The sequence below is a fragment of the Polaromonas sp. P1_H6 genome, from assembly GCF_056405195.1.
On the sequence record NZ_JBFUCN010000001.1, the window covers coordinates 112,637 to 127,866 of the forward strand.

Below are 15,230 nucleotides of genomic sequence, written 5' to 3' on the forward strand. Positions count from 1 at the left end.
CAGGGCAATGCACGGGGGTCAGGTCGGCCGCCGGCGATCAACCGCCCGTGGATTCCTTGACGATCACCCAGCGATCACCGACCTTGGCGAGGTCCAGGGTCTTGCGGCTGGAGATGTTCAGCGAATCGGCGCTGTAGTCCTGTTTGAACCGGGCCGTGGCCTTGGCGCCCTGCACCGCGATGGACAGGCTGGACAGCTTCACGTTGATTTTGGATTTGCCGACGATGCGTGCGCGGCGGTCTTCTTCCCAGGCTTTGCGGGCCTGCTTGCCGGGCGGGTCGAAACTCTGGCCGTAGCTGCCGAGGTAGCCGCTCATGTCCTTGTTGGACCAGGCCTGGGCCCAGGCGTTCACGGCGGCTTCGACTTCTTTCTCGGAGCCGGTCGCGGCGGCGGGTACGGGCGTAGGAGCCGGTGCGGCTGGAACTGGCGTGGAGGCGGGGGCTGGCACTACAACGGGAGCGGCAGGCGCGGGCTTGGCGGCCGGCGCCGGCGCGGCTGACACCGGGCCGGAAGCCTGCGCGCCGGCGGCGGGTTTGGCGGCGGCCTGCGGCTGGGCTTTGGCGTCGGCGGAGAACAGGTTGCGGATCAGGGCCAGCTTGGGCGGGACGGCCGCATTGCCGCCGTCCAGTTGCAGCGCCTTGCTGTAGGCCTGGCTGGCCAGGCGGGCATAGACGTCGCCGAGGTTTTCGTGCGCGGTGGCGTAGCTGGGGTTGGTGCGTATGGCCATTTCCAGCGCGGCGCGGGCCTTGTCGAACTGGCTCTGGCCGGCGTACAGGACGGCCATGTTGTTGTAGGGCTCGGGGAGTTCGGGATAGTCCTCGGTGATCTTGGTGAAGGTGGCGATCGCGTCGTTGGTCTTGCCGGTTTCGGTCTGGATCACGCCCTTGAAGAAACGCATTTGCGGGTCGCGCGGTTTGCTGGCGAGGTACTGGTCGACCTTGGCGAGTGCCTCGGGATACTGGCCGGCGCGCATCAGGCGGCTGACATCGGCGTAGTCGTCGGCGTGGGCTGCGGACATCGACAGTGCGGCCGCCACCACGAGCAGGCGCAGCGTGGCTGACAGGGGTTTGCGTTTAAAAAAGTTTTGCGTGGGCATAAGAACTCTCGCTATTGTTTTGGGTCCCCTGGGGCCGTTTGATGGCCATGGGCAGAAAATCGCTCCAAACAGCCCGGCTTTTCAGGTGGCCGAAGGGGCCGCTGAATGTTGTCCATCGGGCTGGATATACTGGCTGATTGTAGCTGAGGGGGTATAGTCCATGGCCGCCCGGATTCCGTACTTTTCCTTTTTATCGCACGTTTTGGCGCGTACGCCGATCGGCCCTTGTCCGCTCCCGGCATCCGTGAGATAAACCTTCCTGTTTCCTTGTCCGACCGATAGTCGGTTTTCGACCGACGTCTCCCGCCACCCCAATTTTCATGAGCCTTCGCATTTACAACACGCTGTCGCGTGCCGTGGAAGAATTTTCCCCCCTGGAACCCGGCCATGTGCGCATGTATGTCTGCGGCATGACGATTTACGACCTGTGCCACATCGGCCATGCGCGCATGATGATGGCCTTCGACGTGGTGCAGCGCTGGTTCAAGGCCAGCGGCCTGCGCGTGACCTATGTGCGCAACATCACGGACATCGACGACAAGATCATCAAGCGGGCGGTCGAACGCGGCATCACCATCCGGGCGCTGACCGACGAGATGATCCAGGCCATGCACCAGGACATAGGCGCGCTGGGCATGGAGCCGCCGTCACTTGAGCCGCGCGCCACCGAGTACGTGCCGCAGATGCTGGCCATGATCGGCACCCTGGAGAAAAAGGGACTGGCTTACCGCGGCTCCAGCGGCGACATGAATTATTCGGTTCGCAAATTCCCGGGCTACGGCAAGCTCTCCGGCAAGTCGCTGGACGAGTTGCGGGCCGGCGAGCGCGTGGCGGTATTGGACGGCAAGGACGACCCGCTGGACTTCGTGCTCTGGAAGAGCGCCAAACCCACCGAGCCCGACGACGCCAAGTGGCCCAGCGACTACGGCCCCGGCCGTCCCGGCTGGCACATCGAGTGCTCGGCCATGAGCTGCCAGACCCTGGGCGAGACCTTCGACCTGCACGGCGGCGGCGCCGACCTGCAGTTCCCGCACCACGAAAACGAGATTGCCCAGAGCGAGGGCGCAAACGGCAAGCCGCTGGCCCGCTTCTGGGTGCACAACGGCTTTGTGCGCGTGGACAACGAAAAAATGTCCAAGTCGCTGGGCAACTTCTTCACCATCCGCGAAGTGCTGACCCAGTACGACGCCGAGACCATCCGTTTCTTCCTGGTGCGCACGCATTACCGCAGCGCCCTCAACTACAGCGACGCCCACCTGGACGACGCCCGCAACGCGCTCAAGCGCCTGTACACCGCGCTGGCTGGAGTCACGGCGGACGCTGTCGCCATCGATTGGGCCAGCCCGTTTGCCGCCCGCTTCAAGGCCGCCATGGACGAGGATTTCGGCACGCCCGAGGCGGTGGCCGTGCTGTTCGACCTGGCCGGTGAAGTCAACAAGACGCGCTCGCCCGCGCTGGCGGGGCTGCTCAAGAGTCTGGGCGCCTGCCTGGGCCTGCTGCAGGGTGAGCCCGGCGCTTACCTGCAGGCCGGTGCCGGCCTGGACGAAGCCAGCATCCAGGGCCTGATCGCGCAGCGCGCCACCGCCAAGGCCGCCAAAAACTTTGCCGAAGCCGACCGTATCCGCCAGGATTTGCTGGCCCAGGGCATTGTGCTCAAGGACTCCGCCGCAGGCACCACCTGGGAGGCCCAGTCGTGACCTTTGACTACACGCCCGGCCGCGAGCCCTTGTCAACCCCGCAAACATTGCGCAGGGCGCCATGAAGCAGGTCGTCAAAAGCGGCCCCGCCAGCGCCGAGCTGGCCGACGTGCCGGGCCCGGTCGCCGCGGTTCCCGCCTACTGGGCCGAGGCCTGCAAGCACCTGGTCAAAAAAGACCGGGTCATGAAGCGGTTGATCCCGCAGTTCGGCGACGCCTGCCTGCAGGCCCGCGGTGACGCCTTCGGCACCCTGGCGCGCAGCATCGTGGGGCAGCAGATCTCGGTCAAGGCCGCGCAGACCGTCTGGCACCGTTTTCAGGCCCTGCCCAAAAAAATGACGCCGGCCAATGTGCTCAGGCTCAAGGTCGACGACATGCGGGCCGCGGGCCTGAGTTCGCGCAAGGTTGAATACCTGGTCGACCTGGCCATCAACTTCGATGCCGGCACTGTGCACGTGAAGGACTGGCAGTCCATGGACGATGAGGCCATCATCGCCGAGTTGGTGGCGATCCGCGGCATCGGCCGCTGGACGGCCGAGATGTTTTTGATCTTCTACCTGATGCGTCCCAACGTCCTGCCGCTGGACGATGTCGGGCTGATCAGCGGCATCAGCCAGAACTATTTTTCCGGCGAATCGGTCAGCCGCAGCGACGCGCGCGAGGTAGCCGCCGCCTGGGCGCCGTACTGCAGCGTCGCAACTTGGTATATTTGGCGCTCTTTGGACCCATTACCGGTCCTGGGTACCCCCGCGGGTACCGAGCAGATTTAAGTTTCAGGAAGCCTTGAGGAGCAGCACATGGCGAAGAAGACCTTTCTTGATTTCGAGCAACCGATCGCGGAACTCGAAGGAAAAATCGAAGAACTGCGCTACGTACAGACCGAGTCGGCCGTCGATATCTCCGAAGAGATAGACCAACTGGCCAAAAAGAGCCAGCAGCTCACCAAAGATATCTACAGCGACCTGACGCCCTGGCAGATCACCAAGATCGCCCGCCACGCCGAGCGTCCCTACACCCTGGACTACATTAACGAAATCTTCACCGATTTCGTGGAGTTGCACGGCGATCGGCACTTCTCCGACGATCTCTCCATCGTCGGCGGCCTGGCCCGTTTCAACGGCACCGCCTGCATGGTGCTGGGCCACCAGAAGGGCCGCGACACCAAAGAGCGCGGCCTGCGCAACTTCGGCATGAGCAAGCCCGAGGGTTACCGCAAGGCGCTGCGCCTGATGAAAACCGCCGAGAAGTTCAAGCTGCCGGTGTTCACCTTCGTCGACACGCCTGGCGCCTATCCCGGCATCGACGCCGAAGAGCGCGGCCAATCCGAGGCCATTGGCCGCAACATCTTCGAGATGGCGCAGCTCGAAGTGCCCATCATCACCACCATCATCGGCGAAGGCGGCTCCGGCGGCGCACTGGCCATTTCGGTGGCCGACCAGGTCGTGATGCTGCAGTATTCGATTTACTCCGTCATCAGCCCCGAAGGCTGCGCCTCCATCCTCTGGAAGACCTCCGACAAGGCGCAGGAAGCCGCCGAGGCGTTGGGCATCACCGCGCACCGGCTCAAGGCCCTGGGCGTGATCGACAAGATCGTCAACGAGCCCGTGGGCGGCGCGCACCGCGACCACAAGCAGATGGCGGCCTTCCTCAAGCGTGCCCTCAACGACGCCTTCCGCCAGGTCAGCGACCTGAAGGTCAAGGAACTGCTGGACCGCCGCTATGAACGCCTGCAAAGCTATGGCCGTTTTACCGACACCAAAGCCGACGCCAAATAAGCCGGCTGGCTGCGCGCCAGGCACGGCGTGAGCAACCCCAACCCGGCGCTGGCAGCGCTGGACTCCCTTGATCCCGTTTTGCCGCTGGGCGTGGCCTACAGCGGCGGCGCCGATTCCACGGCCTTGCTGCTGGCGGCCGCGCAACGCTGGCCCGGGCAGGTGACGGCCCTGCACATCCACCACGGCCTGCAGGCCGCCGCCGAGGAGTTTGTGCGTGTGTGCGAGGCCACTTGCGCGCGCCTGAACGTCCCGCTTGAGGTGCTGCGCGTGCAGGCCGGCAACGCGGCCGGTCAGAGCCCAGAGGATGCCGCGCGGCTGGCGCGTTATGCCGCACTGGCCCAGGCCGCCACCGAAAAAGGCCTGGCGGCGGTGCTGCTGGGCCAGCATGCCGACGACCAGGTCGAGACCCTGCTGCTGGCGCTGAGCCGCGGTGCGGGCCTGCCGGGCCTGTCCTCGATGGCGGCGCGCTTTGAGCGCGGTGGTGTGCTGTTCCTGCGGCCGCTGCTGCAAATTCCCGCGGCAGCGTTGCGGGGCTGGCTGGTCGAACAGGAAATCCCGTTTGTCGACGACCCGACCAACAGCGACGAACGCTATACCCGCAACCGCATCCGTGCCCGCCTGTTGCCGGCCCTGGCCGAATCCTTTCCGCAGTTTCGCGAAACCTTCGCCCGCAGTGCCCAGCATGCCGCCCAGGCGCAGGCCTTGCTGGCCGAGGTGGCCCGCGAGGACCTGACGAGCGTCGGCGTGCCGCCCGCGCTCCACGCCCTGCAGGCACTTTCCGCGCCGCGCCAGGCCAATGTGCTGCGCCACTGGCTGCTGGAGTCCCACGGCGCCACGCCCAGCGCCGCGCAGCTCGAGCAATTGTTGTCGCAGATTGCCGCCTGCACCACGCGTGGCCACCGCATCCATCTCAAGGTGGCGACCGGCCACGTCACGAGGGCCGGCGCGGTGCTGCGCTACGAGGCGGCGGCTGATAAGCCCGCTTAACCAGGTAGTAGTCCTAGGTATAATTGAAGGCTTTGCTGGCGCTGCAGAGCCGCTAAAAGCCTGTCAAACAGCGTTTTTTGCCGGTAACGGCCACCCAAAAATTCGCAACAACTTCCTGATTGACCCCCTGAAAATGGCATTGATCGTTCATAAATATGGCGGCACGTCGATGGGCTCGACAGAGCGTATCCGCAACGTGGCCAAACGTGTGGCCAAGTGGGCGCGGGCCGGCCACCAGATGGTCGTTGTCCCCAGCGCCATGAGTGGCGAAACCAACCGTCTGCTGGGCCTGGCCAAGGAACTGGCGCCTGCCAAAGCCGGCGACGCCTACAGCCGCGAACTCGACGCCCTGGCGGCCACCGGCGAGCAGGCTTCCAGCGCGCTGCTGGCCATCGCGCTGCAGGCCGAGGGCATGCAGGCCGTGAGCTATGCCGGCTGGCAGGTCACCATCAAGACCAACAACGCCTACACCAAGGCCCGCATCGAGTCCATCGACGACGAACGCGTGCGCGCCGACCTGGACGCCGGCAAGGTCGTCATCATCACCGGCTTCCAGGGCGTGGACGAGGGCGGCAACGTTACCACGCTGGGCCGCGGCGGCTCCGACACTTCGGCAGTCGCCATCGCCGCCGCGCTCAAGGCGCACGAATGCCTGATCTACACCGACGTCGACGGCGTGTACACCACCGACCCGCGCGTCGTGCCCGAAGCGCGGCGCCTGCATACCGTGAGCTTCGAGGAGATGCTGGAGATGGCCTCCATGGGCTCCAAGGTGCTGCAGATCCGTTCGGTGGAATTCGCCGGCAAGTACAAGGTGCCGCTGCGCGTGCTGTCCAGCTTCACCGAGTGGGACATCGACATCAACGAAGAGGCCAAGTCAGGCACTTTGATCAGCTTTGAGGAAGACGAAAACATGGAACAAGCCATCGTATCGGGCATCGCTTTCAACCGCGATGAAGCCAAAATCTCCGTGCTCGGCGTGCCCGACACCCCCGGCATCGCCTACCAGATCCTGGGCGCGGTGGCCGACGCCAACATCGAAGTCGACGTCATCATCCAGAACATCAGCAAGGACGGCAAGACCGACTTCAGCTTCACCGTCCACCGCAACGACTATTCGAAGGCCGTCGACCTGCTCAAGACCCAGGTGCTCCCCAAGCTGGGCGCGCAGGAAGTTACCGGCGATGCCAAGATCTGCAAGGTCAGCATCGTCGGCATCGGCATGCGCAGCCACGTCGGCATCGCCAGCAAGATGTTCCGCGTGCTGAGCGAGGAGGGCATCAACATCCAGATGATCTCCACCAGCGAGATCAAGACCTCCGTGGTCATCGACGAGAAGTACATGGAACTCGCGGTGCGCGCCCTGCACAAGGCTTTTGACCTGGACCAGCCTTCCGCCTGAAAATGGCCGGCAAGTCGTGAGATAATCGATTTATTGGAAACGTGACCGAGTGGCCGAAGGTGCTCCCCTGCTAAGGGAGTATGGGGTGTAGAGCCTCATCGAGGGTTCGAATCCCTCCGTTTCCGCCAAGACTACCGACTCTCTCCCGCATGGGGCAGAGTCGGTTTTTTTATGCCCGCCTGATTTCCCTGCGCTTATTCGTGGCGCGGGTTTCCTCGTCCGGGACGGGCGTATTCCCTACAAAGGCATCGGGTCCATCCGACAGACCGGGTCCTCGCCGTCAATAGCATGGATCCTGCAGATCATTCAGCGCGTACCTGTTTGAAGGAGGCTTTCATGGCTGAGTTAATTGCCCGGGCGGAGATGCTCATTCGGCGTCCCGCATCAGACGTATTCAATGCCTTCGTCCAACCCGAATTCATCAAAAAATTCTGGCTGAAACACACCACCGGTCCGCTAGCGCAGGGCGCCCAGGTCGAGTGGGAATTCATGGTGCCCGGCGTCACGGAACGCGTGCAGGTCACTGCCTTCGATGCGCCGCGCCGCATCGCCTTCACCTGGTCCGAGGGCGGACTGGACGTTGACATGAAATTTGCCGAGGAGCGGCCAGGCATCACGACCGCCAGTGTGGAGGTGCGGGGCTTTGAGCGCAACGGCGGCGTAGACCCGGTGGTCAATGCCACCGAGGGATTCAGCATCGTCTTGTGTGACCTGAAGGTCCTTCTCGAAACAGGGGCCTCGGCAAGTCTGGTGAAAGACAAGGCGGAATTGATTTACCGTGCCCGCGGCGCCTGACCCTTCCGTTGAACGGGCACCAGGCGCGTAAAGCCCGCCCACTGGCGTGGTGCACAAAATCTTACGGTTCTGTCAGCGCCAGGCTGAAGCCGGGACATGGATTTTTCCCACGCCCACCCTTGTGCGGCTGGGGAAAATCAAAGCATGTCCAAGGTCCGCCCGCAACAAGCCCGCAAATTGCCGTCCGATACGAGAGGCTGGGGCATGGCGCAGCTTGCCGGGCTGCTGGCGATCATCGCGCTGGTCTTCTCGGTGTGTGTGGTCGCCTATGTGGCCATGCAATTGCTGTAGGCCGGCTGCGTCTGAATTTTCGGCGGCCCGCCTTAACTCGCCGCTACCAGCGAAGCCGCCAGCTGGCCCACCCTTGCCAGCGTGGCATCGCGCTGCGCCGCCGCTTGTTTCGTCTCCGTAAGGTAGGCCGCCACCAGCAAAGGTGCGCGTCCCCCTGGCGGCCATAGCAGGCCCACGTCGTTGGTGGAGCCGCGGGCACCGGACCCGGTTTTGTCGCCAACACGCCAGCCGGGCGGCAGCAGGGCGCGCAGGCGGCGGTCGCCGGTGGTGTTGCCTTGCAGCCATTGGATGATCAGCTGGCGCGACGCGTCCGACAGTGCCGGGCCCAGCGTGAGCTTGCGCACGGTCTCCAGCATGGCCTCGGGGGTGGTGGTGTCGCGCGGGTCGCCGGGTATCGCTTCGTTGAGTTCGGGCTCTATGCGGTCCAGCCGCGTTACGCCGTCGCCCAGGCTGCGCAAATAGGCCGTGAGCCCGGCCGGGCCGCCGAAGCTGGCCAGCATCAGGTTGGCGGCGGCGTTGTCGCTGACGATGATGGATGCCTCGCACAGCGCCGCCATGGGCAGGCCTTGCGGGCCTATGTGCAGTTGTGTAGTGGGTGAGTGGGGCAGGATGTCGCCGGCCGAGATGGGGATTCTGCGTGCCAACTGCTCCTGGCCCGTATCAACGCGGTGCAGCACCAGGGCGGCGGCCAGCAGCTTGAAGGTGCTGCACAGGGGAAAGCGCTCACTGGCGCGGTAGCCGTACTTCGCGCCGCTGCCGGTATCAAGGATGGAGACGCCCAGCCGGCCGCCGCTGGCCCGCTCAATGGCGACCAGGCGCCGGGTCATGGCGGCTGGGCTGGTATTGGCGGGACTGGTATCGGCACCCAATGATTTCTGGGTGTAAGCGGATAGGCCCGTCACGACCATGAATCCGCCCAATGCCCCTGAAAATTGCCGTCTTTGCATGAATTTTCCTCTGAAATTGATAAACAAGGCCGTGACGATAACAAGAGCCTGGTGAGAGGACAATCGGCAATAATCGAGGCCATCCATAAGTAAATCTGGGGCTAAACCGGCTATGCACCTTCCTCTTAATGCCTTGCGCGCCTTCGAGGTGTCGGCCCGGCACCTGAGCTTTACCCGCGCCGCCGATGAGCTCAACGTGACGCAGACAGCCATCAGCCAGCATGTGAAGAACCTCGAGGAGCGCATGGGCGTGCCGCTGTTTCGCCGCCTGCCGCGCGGCTTGGCGCTGACCGACGAGGGCCTGGCGCTGCTGCCGGTGCTGGCGGAATCCTTCGGCCGCATGGGCTCGGTGCTGGAGCAGTTCAAGGACGGGCAATTCCGTGAAGTGCTGACGGTGGGTGCCGTCGGCACCTTTGCCGTAGGCTGGCTGATCCCGCGCCTGCGCGACTTCCAGCGGGCCCACCCCTTCATCGACTTCCGCCTCTTTACCAACAACAACCGGGTCGACCTGGCCGGCGAGGGCCTGGACTACGCGATCCGCTTCGGCGACGGTGCCTGGCACGGCACAGAGGCCGAGCCCCTGCTGGCCTCACCTTTATCCGCCGTGTGTTCGCCCGCGATAGCCCAGGGCTTGCGCCAGCCTGCCGACCTGGCCCGGGAACTGCTGCTGCGCTCCTACCGGGCCGATGAATGGGCGCGCTGGTTTGCCGCGGCCGGTGCCGCCTGCCCGCTGGTCCGGGGTGTGGTGTTTGATTCGTCTCTCACCATGGCCGAGGCGGCGGCGCAGGGCGCCGGCGTGGCGCTGCTGCCGGTGAACATGTTCGCGCGCGAGCTGCGCGGCGGGCGCCTGGTGCGGCCTTTCGCGGTGGAGATAGAAACCGGTGGCTACTGGCTGACCCGGCTCAAATCGCGGCGGGCCACGGCCGGCATGCGCATCTTCAGGGACTGGCTGCTGGCCGCGGCGGCCGAGGTGTGATCCGCCGGCGCGCCGGCCTCACCACCGCGTGGACCCCGCGACCCGCTCGACTTCCTCGAGTGCATAGCGGGTGAACTCCTCAATCTCGTTGGACTTGTCGAACACCGCATCGGCGCCTATGGCCAGGCAGCGTTCGCGCACGGCGGGCGTGGCGTAGTTGGTAAGCACAATCACCTTTTGCCGCAGGTCCCTCTCGCGGCAATTCATCACCACGCCCAGGCCGCTGCCCTCGAGCAGGAACAGGTCCACGATGGCGAGGTCCCAGGATGCCTTGTTGCCCTTGAGCCACTGAACGGCTTCGGTTTCGCTGCTGGCCCAGCCGACGATGCGCGCCCGCGCCAATTCCTCCAGCGATTCCGAGAGGCTGTCGCGGATGACGGGGCTGTCTTCAACCAGGTAGATTCGGAGGCGCATGCAACTGAGGTACGGGGATTTGAGGTCCGGGAGGATAGGCTGCAGTGTACTGAGCGGATGCCCATTCCCGACTTGGGAAAAACGTGGGCCCGTGATTTTGAAACAAAGCGTGAATAATGCCCACGCTGCGCCGCATGAGTGCTTTTACGGGCCGGAGCCGGTCGCAAAAGTCGCGTTCGCCATAATCCGCGGTGTTCCCCGCCGAAACAGACTACGGAATCCACCATGCGCCTGCGTCACATCGAAGTCTTCAACGCCGTCATGCTGACCGGCAGCGTGAGCGGGGCCGCGCGCCTGATCAACGTCACGCAGCCGGCCGTGAGCCGCATCCTGCAGCACGCGGAATTGCAACTGGGCTTCGCGCTGTTCCAGCGCAGCAAGGGCCGGCTGACGCCGACGTCCGAAGCGTTGACGCTATACCCGCACATCGAGCGCCTGTTCGCCCAGCTCGACGAAGTGCAGCGCCTGGCCGCCAACCTCAAGACCGGCGACAGCGCCAAAGAGCTGCGCATCCTGACGGTGCTGGCGCTGAGCTATGAAATCCTGCCGCACGCCATCAAGCTGTTTCGCGTCAAGCATGCCGACGTGGCCATCACGCTGCAGGCTTTGCATTCGCCGCAAATCGTCTCGGCACTCGCTTTGCAGGAGGCCGACGTCGGCTTTCTCTTCAGCCCGGTCGCGCATTCGGCGCTCGCGCAGGAGCACCTGGCCGACGGCCGGATGGTGTGCGTGGCGCCCAAAGGCATGCTGGCTTCGCGCCTGGTCAAGCGCGGCAGCGTCACGCTGGCCGACCTGGGCAAGTCGCCGGTGGTCGGGCTGGACGCGCTGGACCCGGTGGGCCGCAGCCTCAACCAGGCCTGCCGCGAGGCCGGCGTGGGCCTGCAGTTCCCCATCACGGTGCAGACCTACCATTCGGCACTGGCGCTGGCCCACCACGGCTTGGGCATCGCCGTGATCGACACCTGCACCGCGGCCTCGGCCGATCCGTCGCGCGTGGATGTGCTCGAGCTGGAGCCCTTGATTCCGGTTCCCATCAAGGCCTTGCTGCCGGCCGGCAAACCGGGCTCGGTGGCCGTCAGGGCGTTTGTGCGTTGCTTCCAGCAAGCCTTGACGCAGCGCGCCTGAGCGCGCGTTGGGCGCCGATCAGTGCCCGATCATGCGGCTGATGCGCTGCGCGGAACCAAAGGCCAGGGTGAAACCCAGCGCGCCGTGTCCGGTGTTGAACAGCAGGTTGTCCGGCCCCTTGGCATGCCGGCCTATCACCGGCAGGCCGGTGGGCGTGGCCGGGCGCATGCCGGCCCAGGGATTCAGCTCGTCGAAACGGCTGCAGGCCGGGAACACCGTCCGGGTCGAGGCTTGCAGCGAAGCGATCTGCGCCGGGTCTATGGCCGTGTCGTAGCCCGAGAGTTCGGCCATGCCGGCCACGCGCAGGCGCGAACCTATGCGGGCGAACACCACCTTGCGCGCGCTGTCGGTCACGCTGACCGAGGGCGCGGCATGTTCTTCGGGCGCAACGTCCACGGTGATGCTGTAGCCTTTGAGCGGGTAGACCGGCAGGCGCAGGCCCAGGTCGCGGGCCATCAGCGCCGAGTCGGCGCCCAGCGCCATGACAAAGCGCTCGGCTTCGATGTGGCCCTGCGGCGTGGCCACGGCCGCGATGGACTTGCCGCGCTGCACCAGTTGCTCGACCGGTGTGTCCAGCAAAAAACGAACGCCCATCCGGCGCAGCACCAGGAACAGGGCGTCGCAGGTCTTCTGGCAGTCGGCCGCGCATTCGCCCGGCGTGTAAATGGCGCCGGCGATCTGCGCGTGGCGGCTTTTCAGCGCGGGTTCGATCTCCACGCAGCGGTCGGCGTTGACGGCTTCCTGCGTGCTGCCCAGTTCGCGCTGCAGCAGCATCTGGCGGCGAGCGGCCGCGAAGGCGTCCTCGCCGGAATACAGCACCAGCTTGCCGGTGGCGGAGAAATCGCAATCGAGTTTTTCCTCGGCCATCATGGCGTCGAAGGACTGGCGGCTCAGCGCCGCCAGCGACAGCAGCTGGCCCGTGGTGTCGCGCGAGGTCTTGCTGTTGCAGGCTGCCAGGAACTGCAGCCCCCAGAGCCACTGGCGCATGTCCAGGCGCGGGCGTAGCTTGAACGGCGAGGAGGGCGACAGCAGCAGCTTGGGCAACTGCCGCCAGATGCCCGGGTCGGCCAGCGGCTGGACGTAGGAGTAGCTCAGCTGGGCGCCGTTACCGCCGCTGGCGCCGCTACCGGGGCTGGCGCGGTCCACCACCGTGACCTCATGGCCGGCGCGGCGCAAGCTGTAGGCGGTCGCGAGTCCCACGATTCCCGCACCGAGCACGCACACATGCATAAAAACCTTTTTTGTTCCTTGGATGGGCGCCACTGTACGCAGCGCGCGCGGCTTTGAACAATGCTGAATTCGCCACCGGCCATGACCTGCGGTTATGCCTTTGGCCCCACGGCGGTGCGATTGGGTAAACCATGAGTTTTTGTCATGGGTTTGACGCGAAAATGAATGACACGCCTGGCGCGGCTGTTCCTACACTAGCGATGCCAGTTTCCCGAAACGACCCACTTACCGCCCCCGAAAGGACAAGCATGAAATTGACCCACCTCATGACCGCCGTGCTGCTGACAGCCGGCCTGGCCGCCACCGCAGGCGCGCAGACCGCCCCGACGCTGAAAAAGGTCGCCGACAGCAACAAGATCACGGTGTCCTACCGCGAGGCATCGGTGCCTTTCAGCTACCTGATCGGCTCCAAGACCTCCGTGGGCTTTTCCGCGGAACTGACCGAAGCCATCATTGACGACGTCCGCAAGAAGCTCAAGAAGCCCAACCTGGAAGTCGCCTACATGCCGGTGACGTCGCAGAACCGCATCCCGCTGCTGGTCAACGGCACCTACGACCTTGAGTGCGGCTCGACCACCAACAACACCGCGCGCGGCAAGGACGTGGCTTTTGCCATCAACCATTTCTACACCGGCACACGCCTGCTGGTCAAAAAATCGTCCGGCATCAAGAACTACGCCGATCTGGCCAAAAAGACGGTCGCCAGCACCACCGGCACCACCAACGCACAGGTGATCCGCAAGTACAGCGCCGACAAAAAACTGGACATGCAGCTGATCCTGGGCAAGGACCATGACGACTCGCTGCTGCTTGTTGAAAGCGACCGCGCCGTGGCTTTTGCCATGGACGACATCCTGCTGTTCGGCCTGATGGCCAACTCCAAGAACCCGGCGTCGCTCGAAGTCGTCGGCGACTCGCTGCAGGTCGAGCCCTATGCCTGCATGTTGCGCAAGGACGACCCCGAGTTCAAGAAGCTGGTCGACGGCACCATCACCCGCCTGATGAAGTCCGGCGATTTCGCCAAGATGTACGCCAAGTGGTTCACCTCGCCAATCCCGCCCAAAGGCGTGAACCTGAACCTGCCCATGAGCGATGAGCTCAAGGCCAACCTGAAAGCGCTGAGCGACAAGCCGGCGATGTAAGCCTAGTGGTGGGGGCGCCACGCGCCGCTTCCCGCCACTTTGCTTTTACAGCTGCCGTGCCCTGCCGGGCCGGCAGCCTCTCTTTCCCCCAAACAATCCCGGACCGGAGCCATGCGCTCCTGCGGATGGGTGCGTGCGTGAACAGGTGGGGTATTTGTGTTTTGGAGTTCAAGCCATGAGCAGCATTGAAAGGCGGGGCATGCATAAGACCCGCGTGGTCGGCATCCTGGGTGGCATGGGCCCGGCCGCGGGCGCGGACTTCGCGCGCCTGTTTGTCCAGGCCTGCGCGGACCACATGCGCGCCTTGGACATCCCGGTGTCGGATCAGGGCTTTCCCGAGCACTGGCTGGCCCAGGTCCCGGTGCCCGACCGCAGCACGGCGCTGGAGTCGCCCGGGCCGGGCGGCCACCAGCCGCTGGACCCGATGCTGCAGGCCGTGGGAAAACTCGCGGCGCTGGGCGCCACCACGGTGGCGGTGGCCTGCAACACGGCCCATGCCTGGCACGGTCAGTTGCAAGAGCGTTTTCCGCAGCTTGAAGTGCTGCACGTGGCCCGCGAGGTCGCGCAGACTTTGGCCGCGCGCGGTGTGCGGGAAGTCGGCCTGCTGGCCACTGAGGGCACTTATCGCGCAGGCCTCTACGACCAGGCGCTGCGCCAGGCGGGGCTGCAATGCCACATCCCTTCGGCGGACGAGCGCGAACAGCTGATGCGCGGCATCTACGACGGCGTGAAGGTGGGCAATATGGCCCTGGCGCGTGAATGTTTCACCGGCGTTGCCGGGGCGCTGGCCACGCGGCACGGGCTTTCCACGCTGATACTGGGCTGCACCGAAATACCGCTGGCGCTCAGCGCCGTGCCCGGCATGGAAACGCTGGACCTGGTGGACCCTGCCGCATTGCTGGCCCAGGCCCTGGCGCAACGGGCCTACGCGAGCGCCTAGTCGGCGGACGCGCTCCAGCGGTTATTCCAGGCCTTGTCCAAGGTGCGCCGGTCGCGCTTGGTGGGGCGGCCGTGTTCCTGGGCGCCGGCCGGGTCGCCTGACAGGCGGCGCTGCTCGGCCGCCTCGGCCTTCAGGCGCAGGCTTTCTTCGGTTTCTTCATAGAGCTGCTGGGCCACTGGGGCTGAGCCGCGCTGGCTGCTGATGCCGCGTACCACCACGGTGCGGTGGACCTGGCCCTGGCGCAGTGCCACGGTATCGCCGGACTTGACCTCGCGCGCGGGCTTGACCTCGATGCCGTTGACCTTGACCCGGCCTTTGTCGATTTCCTCGACCGCGAGCGCGCGGGTTTTGTAAAAGCGGGCGGCCCACAGCCATTTGTCGATGCGCAATTTATCCATTGGCGGCTATTTTGAA

General features: G+C 65.0%; 16 protein-coding genes and 1 tRNA gene. 12 read left to right on the forward strand and 5 right to left on the reverse strand.

Annotated elements, in window-relative coordinates:
* Positions 1-37: 37 nt before the first annotated feature.
* On the reverse strand, positions 38-1,096 hold the full coding sequence (locus AC1D1F_RS00540) for a L,D-transpeptidase Cds6 family protein (protein WP_477676948.1): 1,059 nt from the start codon (positions 1,094-1,096) through the stop codon (positions 38-40).
* A gap of 320 nt (positions 1,097-1,416) precedes the next feature.
* On the opposite strand from AC1D1F_RS00540, the gene cysS reads away from it, so the two are divergent.
* From cysS to AC1D1F_RS00580, 8 genes are all read left to right on the forward strand, one after another.
* Complete coding sequence (gene cysS / locus AC1D1F_RS00545) at positions 1,417-2,793, forward strand: cysteine--tRNA ligase (protein ID WP_477676947.1); 1,377 nt, start codon at positions 1,417-1,419, stop codon at positions 2,791-2,793.
* 61 nt (positions 2,794-2,854) lie between these two features.
* On the forward strand, positions 2,855-3,562 hold the full coding sequence (locus tag AC1D1F_RS00550) for a DNA-3-methyladenine glycosylase family protein (RefSeq protein ID WP_477676946.1): 708 nt from the start codon (positions 2,855-2,857) through the stop codon (positions 3,560-3,562).
* Positions 3,563-3,589: 27 nt separating this feature from the next.
* On the forward strand, positions 3,590-4,567 hold the full coding sequence (locus tag AC1D1F_RS00555) for an acetyl-CoA carboxylase carboxyltransferase subunit alpha (protein WP_477655711.1): 978 nt from the start codon (positions 3,590-3,592) through the stop codon (positions 4,565-4,567).
* A 27-nt stretch (positions 4,568-4,594) separates the two neighbouring features.
* Complete coding sequence (gene tilS / locus AC1D1F_RS00560; RefSeq protein WP_477676945.1) at positions 4,595-5,554, forward strand: tRNA lysidine(34) synthetase TilS; 960 nt, start codon at positions 4,595-4,597, stop codon at positions 5,552-5,554.
* A gap of 133 nt (positions 5,555-5,687) precedes the next feature.
* Positions 5,688-6,956, forward strand: coding sequence for an aspartate kinase (locus AC1D1F_RS00565; RefSeq protein WP_477696323.1), 1,269 nt, complete (start codon positions 5,688-5,690; stop codon positions 6,954-6,956).
* A 35-nt stretch (positions 6,957-6,991) separates the two neighbouring features.
* Positions 6,992-7,084, forward strand: a tRNA-Ser gene (locus tag AC1D1F_RS00570).
* Between the two features lie 208 nt (positions 7,085-7,292).
* Positions 7,293-7,751 carry an SRPBCC domain-containing protein gene (locus AC1D1F_RS00575; protein ID WP_477696324.1) on the forward strand — a complete coding sequence of 153 codons (459 nt, stop codon included), beginning with the start codon at positions 7,293-7,295 and terminating at the stop codon, positions 7,749-7,751.
* A 144-nt stretch (positions 7,752-7,895) separates the two neighbouring features.
* Positions 7,896-8,042: a hypothetical protein gene (locus AC1D1F_RS00580; RefSeq protein ID WP_477678140.1), complete on the forward strand. Its 147-nt coding sequence runs from the start codon at positions 7,896-7,898 to the stop codon at positions 8,040-8,042.
* 32 nt (positions 8,043-8,074) lie between these two features.
* On the opposite strand, the gene bla is transcribed toward AC1D1F_RS00580, so the two are convergent.
* Positions 8,075-8,989 (reverse strand): class A beta-lactamase, encoded by a 915-nt coding sequence (bla, locus tag AC1D1F_RS00585; protein ID WP_477678141.1) that lies wholly within the window; start codon positions 8,987-8,989, stop codon positions 8,075-8,077.
* 112 nt (positions 8,990-9,101) lie between these two features.
* On the opposite strand from bla, the gene AC1D1F_RS00590 reads away from it, so the two are divergent.
* On the forward strand, positions 9,102-9,965 hold the full coding sequence (locus tag AC1D1F_RS00590; protein WP_477678142.1) for a LysR substrate-binding domain-containing protein: 864 nt from the start codon (positions 9,102-9,104) through the stop codon (positions 9,963-9,965).
* Positions 9,966-9,983: 18 nt separating this feature from the next.
* Here AC1D1F_RS00590 and AC1D1F_RS00595 read toward each other — a convergent pair whose 3' ends face one another.
* Positions 9,984-10,379: a response regulator gene (locus AC1D1F_RS00595; RefSeq protein WP_477678143.1), complete on the reverse strand. Its 396-nt coding sequence runs from the start codon at positions 10,377-10,379 to the stop codon at positions 9,984-9,986.
* Between the two features lie 225 nt (positions 10,380-10,604).
* On the opposite strand from AC1D1F_RS00595, the gene AC1D1F_RS00600 reads away from it, so the two are divergent.
* On the forward strand, positions 10,605-11,504 hold the full coding sequence (locus AC1D1F_RS00600) for a LysR family transcriptional regulator (protein WP_436153990.1): 900 nt from the start codon (positions 10,605-10,607) through the stop codon (positions 11,502-11,504).
* 18 nt (positions 11,505-11,522) lie between these two features.
* Here the strand turns inward: AC1D1F_RS00600 and AC1D1F_RS00605 are convergent, their stop codons facing one another.
* The gene (locus AC1D1F_RS00605; protein ID WP_477678144.1) at positions 11,523-12,734 is read right to left on the reverse strand and encodes a D-amino acid dehydrogenase; all 1,212 of its coding nucleotides are present in this window, start codon (positions 12,732-12,734) and stop codon (positions 11,523-11,525) included.
* A gap of 248 nt (positions 12,735-12,982) precedes the next feature.
* Between AC1D1F_RS00605 and AC1D1F_RS00610 the strand changes: the two genes are divergently transcribed.
* Both AC1D1F_RS00610 and AC1D1F_RS00615 read left to right on the forward strand, forming a co-directional pair.
* Entirely contained in the window at positions 12,983-13,876 is an 894-nt protein-coding gene (locus AC1D1F_RS00610) for a transporter substrate-binding domain-containing protein (protein WP_477678145.1), read from the forward strand.
* A 199-nt stretch (positions 13,877-14,075) separates the two neighbouring features.
* The gene (locus tag AC1D1F_RS00615) at positions 14,076-14,816 is read left to right on the forward strand and encodes an aspartate/glutamate racemase family protein (protein WP_477678146.1); all 741 of its coding nucleotides are present in this window, start codon (positions 14,076-14,078) and stop codon (positions 14,814-14,816) included.
* Here AC1D1F_RS00615 and AC1D1F_RS00620 read toward each other — a convergent pair.
* On the reverse strand, positions 14,813-15,214 hold the full coding sequence (locus tag AC1D1F_RS00620; RefSeq protein ID WP_477696325.1) for an RNA-binding S4 domain-containing protein: 402 nt from the start codon (positions 15,212-15,214) through the stop codon (positions 14,813-14,815). The two genes, AC1D1F_RS00615 and AC1D1F_RS00620, sit on opposite strands and share 4 nt — an antisense overlap.
* Between the last annotated feature and the right edge of the window lie 16 nt (positions 15,215-15,230).

Coding starts and splice junctions, on each gene's coding strand:
- AC1D1F_RS00540 (WP_477676948.1), bottom strand. CDS start 1,096: ATGCCCACGCAAAACTTTTTTAAACGCAAACCCCTGTCAGCCACGCTG.
- cysS (WP_477676947.1), top strand. CDS start 1,417: ATGAGCCTTCGCATTTACAACACGCTGTCGCGTGCCGTGGAAGAATTT.
- AC1D1F_RS00550 (WP_477676946.1), top strand. CDS start 2,855: ATGAAGCAGGTCGTCAAAAGCGGCCCCGCCAGCGCCGAGCTGGCCGAC.
- AC1D1F_RS00555 (WP_477655711.1), top strand. CDS start 3,590: ATGGCGAAGAAGACCTTTCTTGATTTCGAGCAACCGATCGCGGAACTC.
- AC1D1F_RS00565 (WP_477696323.1), top strand. CDS start 5,688: ATGGCATTGATCGTTCATAAATATGGCGGCACGTCGATGGGCTCGACA.
- AC1D1F_RS00575 (WP_477696324.1), top strand. CDS start 7,293: ATGGCTGAGTTAATTGCCCGGGCGGAGATGCTCATTCGGCGTCCCGCA.
- AC1D1F_RS00580 (WP_477678140.1), top strand. CDS start 7,896: ATGTCCAAGGTCCGCCCGCAACAAGCCCGCAAATTGCCGTCCGATACG.
- bla (WP_477678141.1), bottom strand. CDS start 8,989: ATGCAAAGACGGCAATTTTCAGGGGCATTGGGCGGATTCATGGTCGTG.
- AC1D1F_RS00590 (WP_477678142.1), top strand. CDS start 9,102: ATGCACCTTCCTCTTAATGCCTTGCGCGCCTTCGAGGTGTCGGCCCGG.
- AC1D1F_RS00595 (WP_477678143.1), bottom strand. CDS start 10,379: ATGCGCCTCCGAATCTACCTGGTTGAAGACAGCCCCGTCATCCGCGAC.
- AC1D1F_RS00600 (WP_436153990.1), top strand. CDS start 10,605: ATGCGCCTGCGTCACATCGAAGTCTTCAACGCCGTCATGCTGACCGGC.
- AC1D1F_RS00605 (WP_477678144.1), bottom strand. CDS start 12,734: ATGCATGTGTGCGTGCTCGGTGCGGGAATCGTGGGACTCGCGACCGCC.
- AC1D1F_RS00610 (WP_477678145.1), top strand. CDS start 12,983: ATGAAATTGACCCACCTCATGACCGCCGTGCTGCTGACAGCCGGCCTG.
- AC1D1F_RS00615 (WP_477678146.1), top strand. CDS start 14,076: ATGCATAAGACCCGCGTGGTCGGCATCCTGGGTGGCATGGGCCCGGCC.
- AC1D1F_RS00620 (WP_477696325.1), bottom strand. CDS start 15,214: ATGGATAAATTGCGCATCGACAAATGGCTGTGGGCCGCCCGCTTTTAC.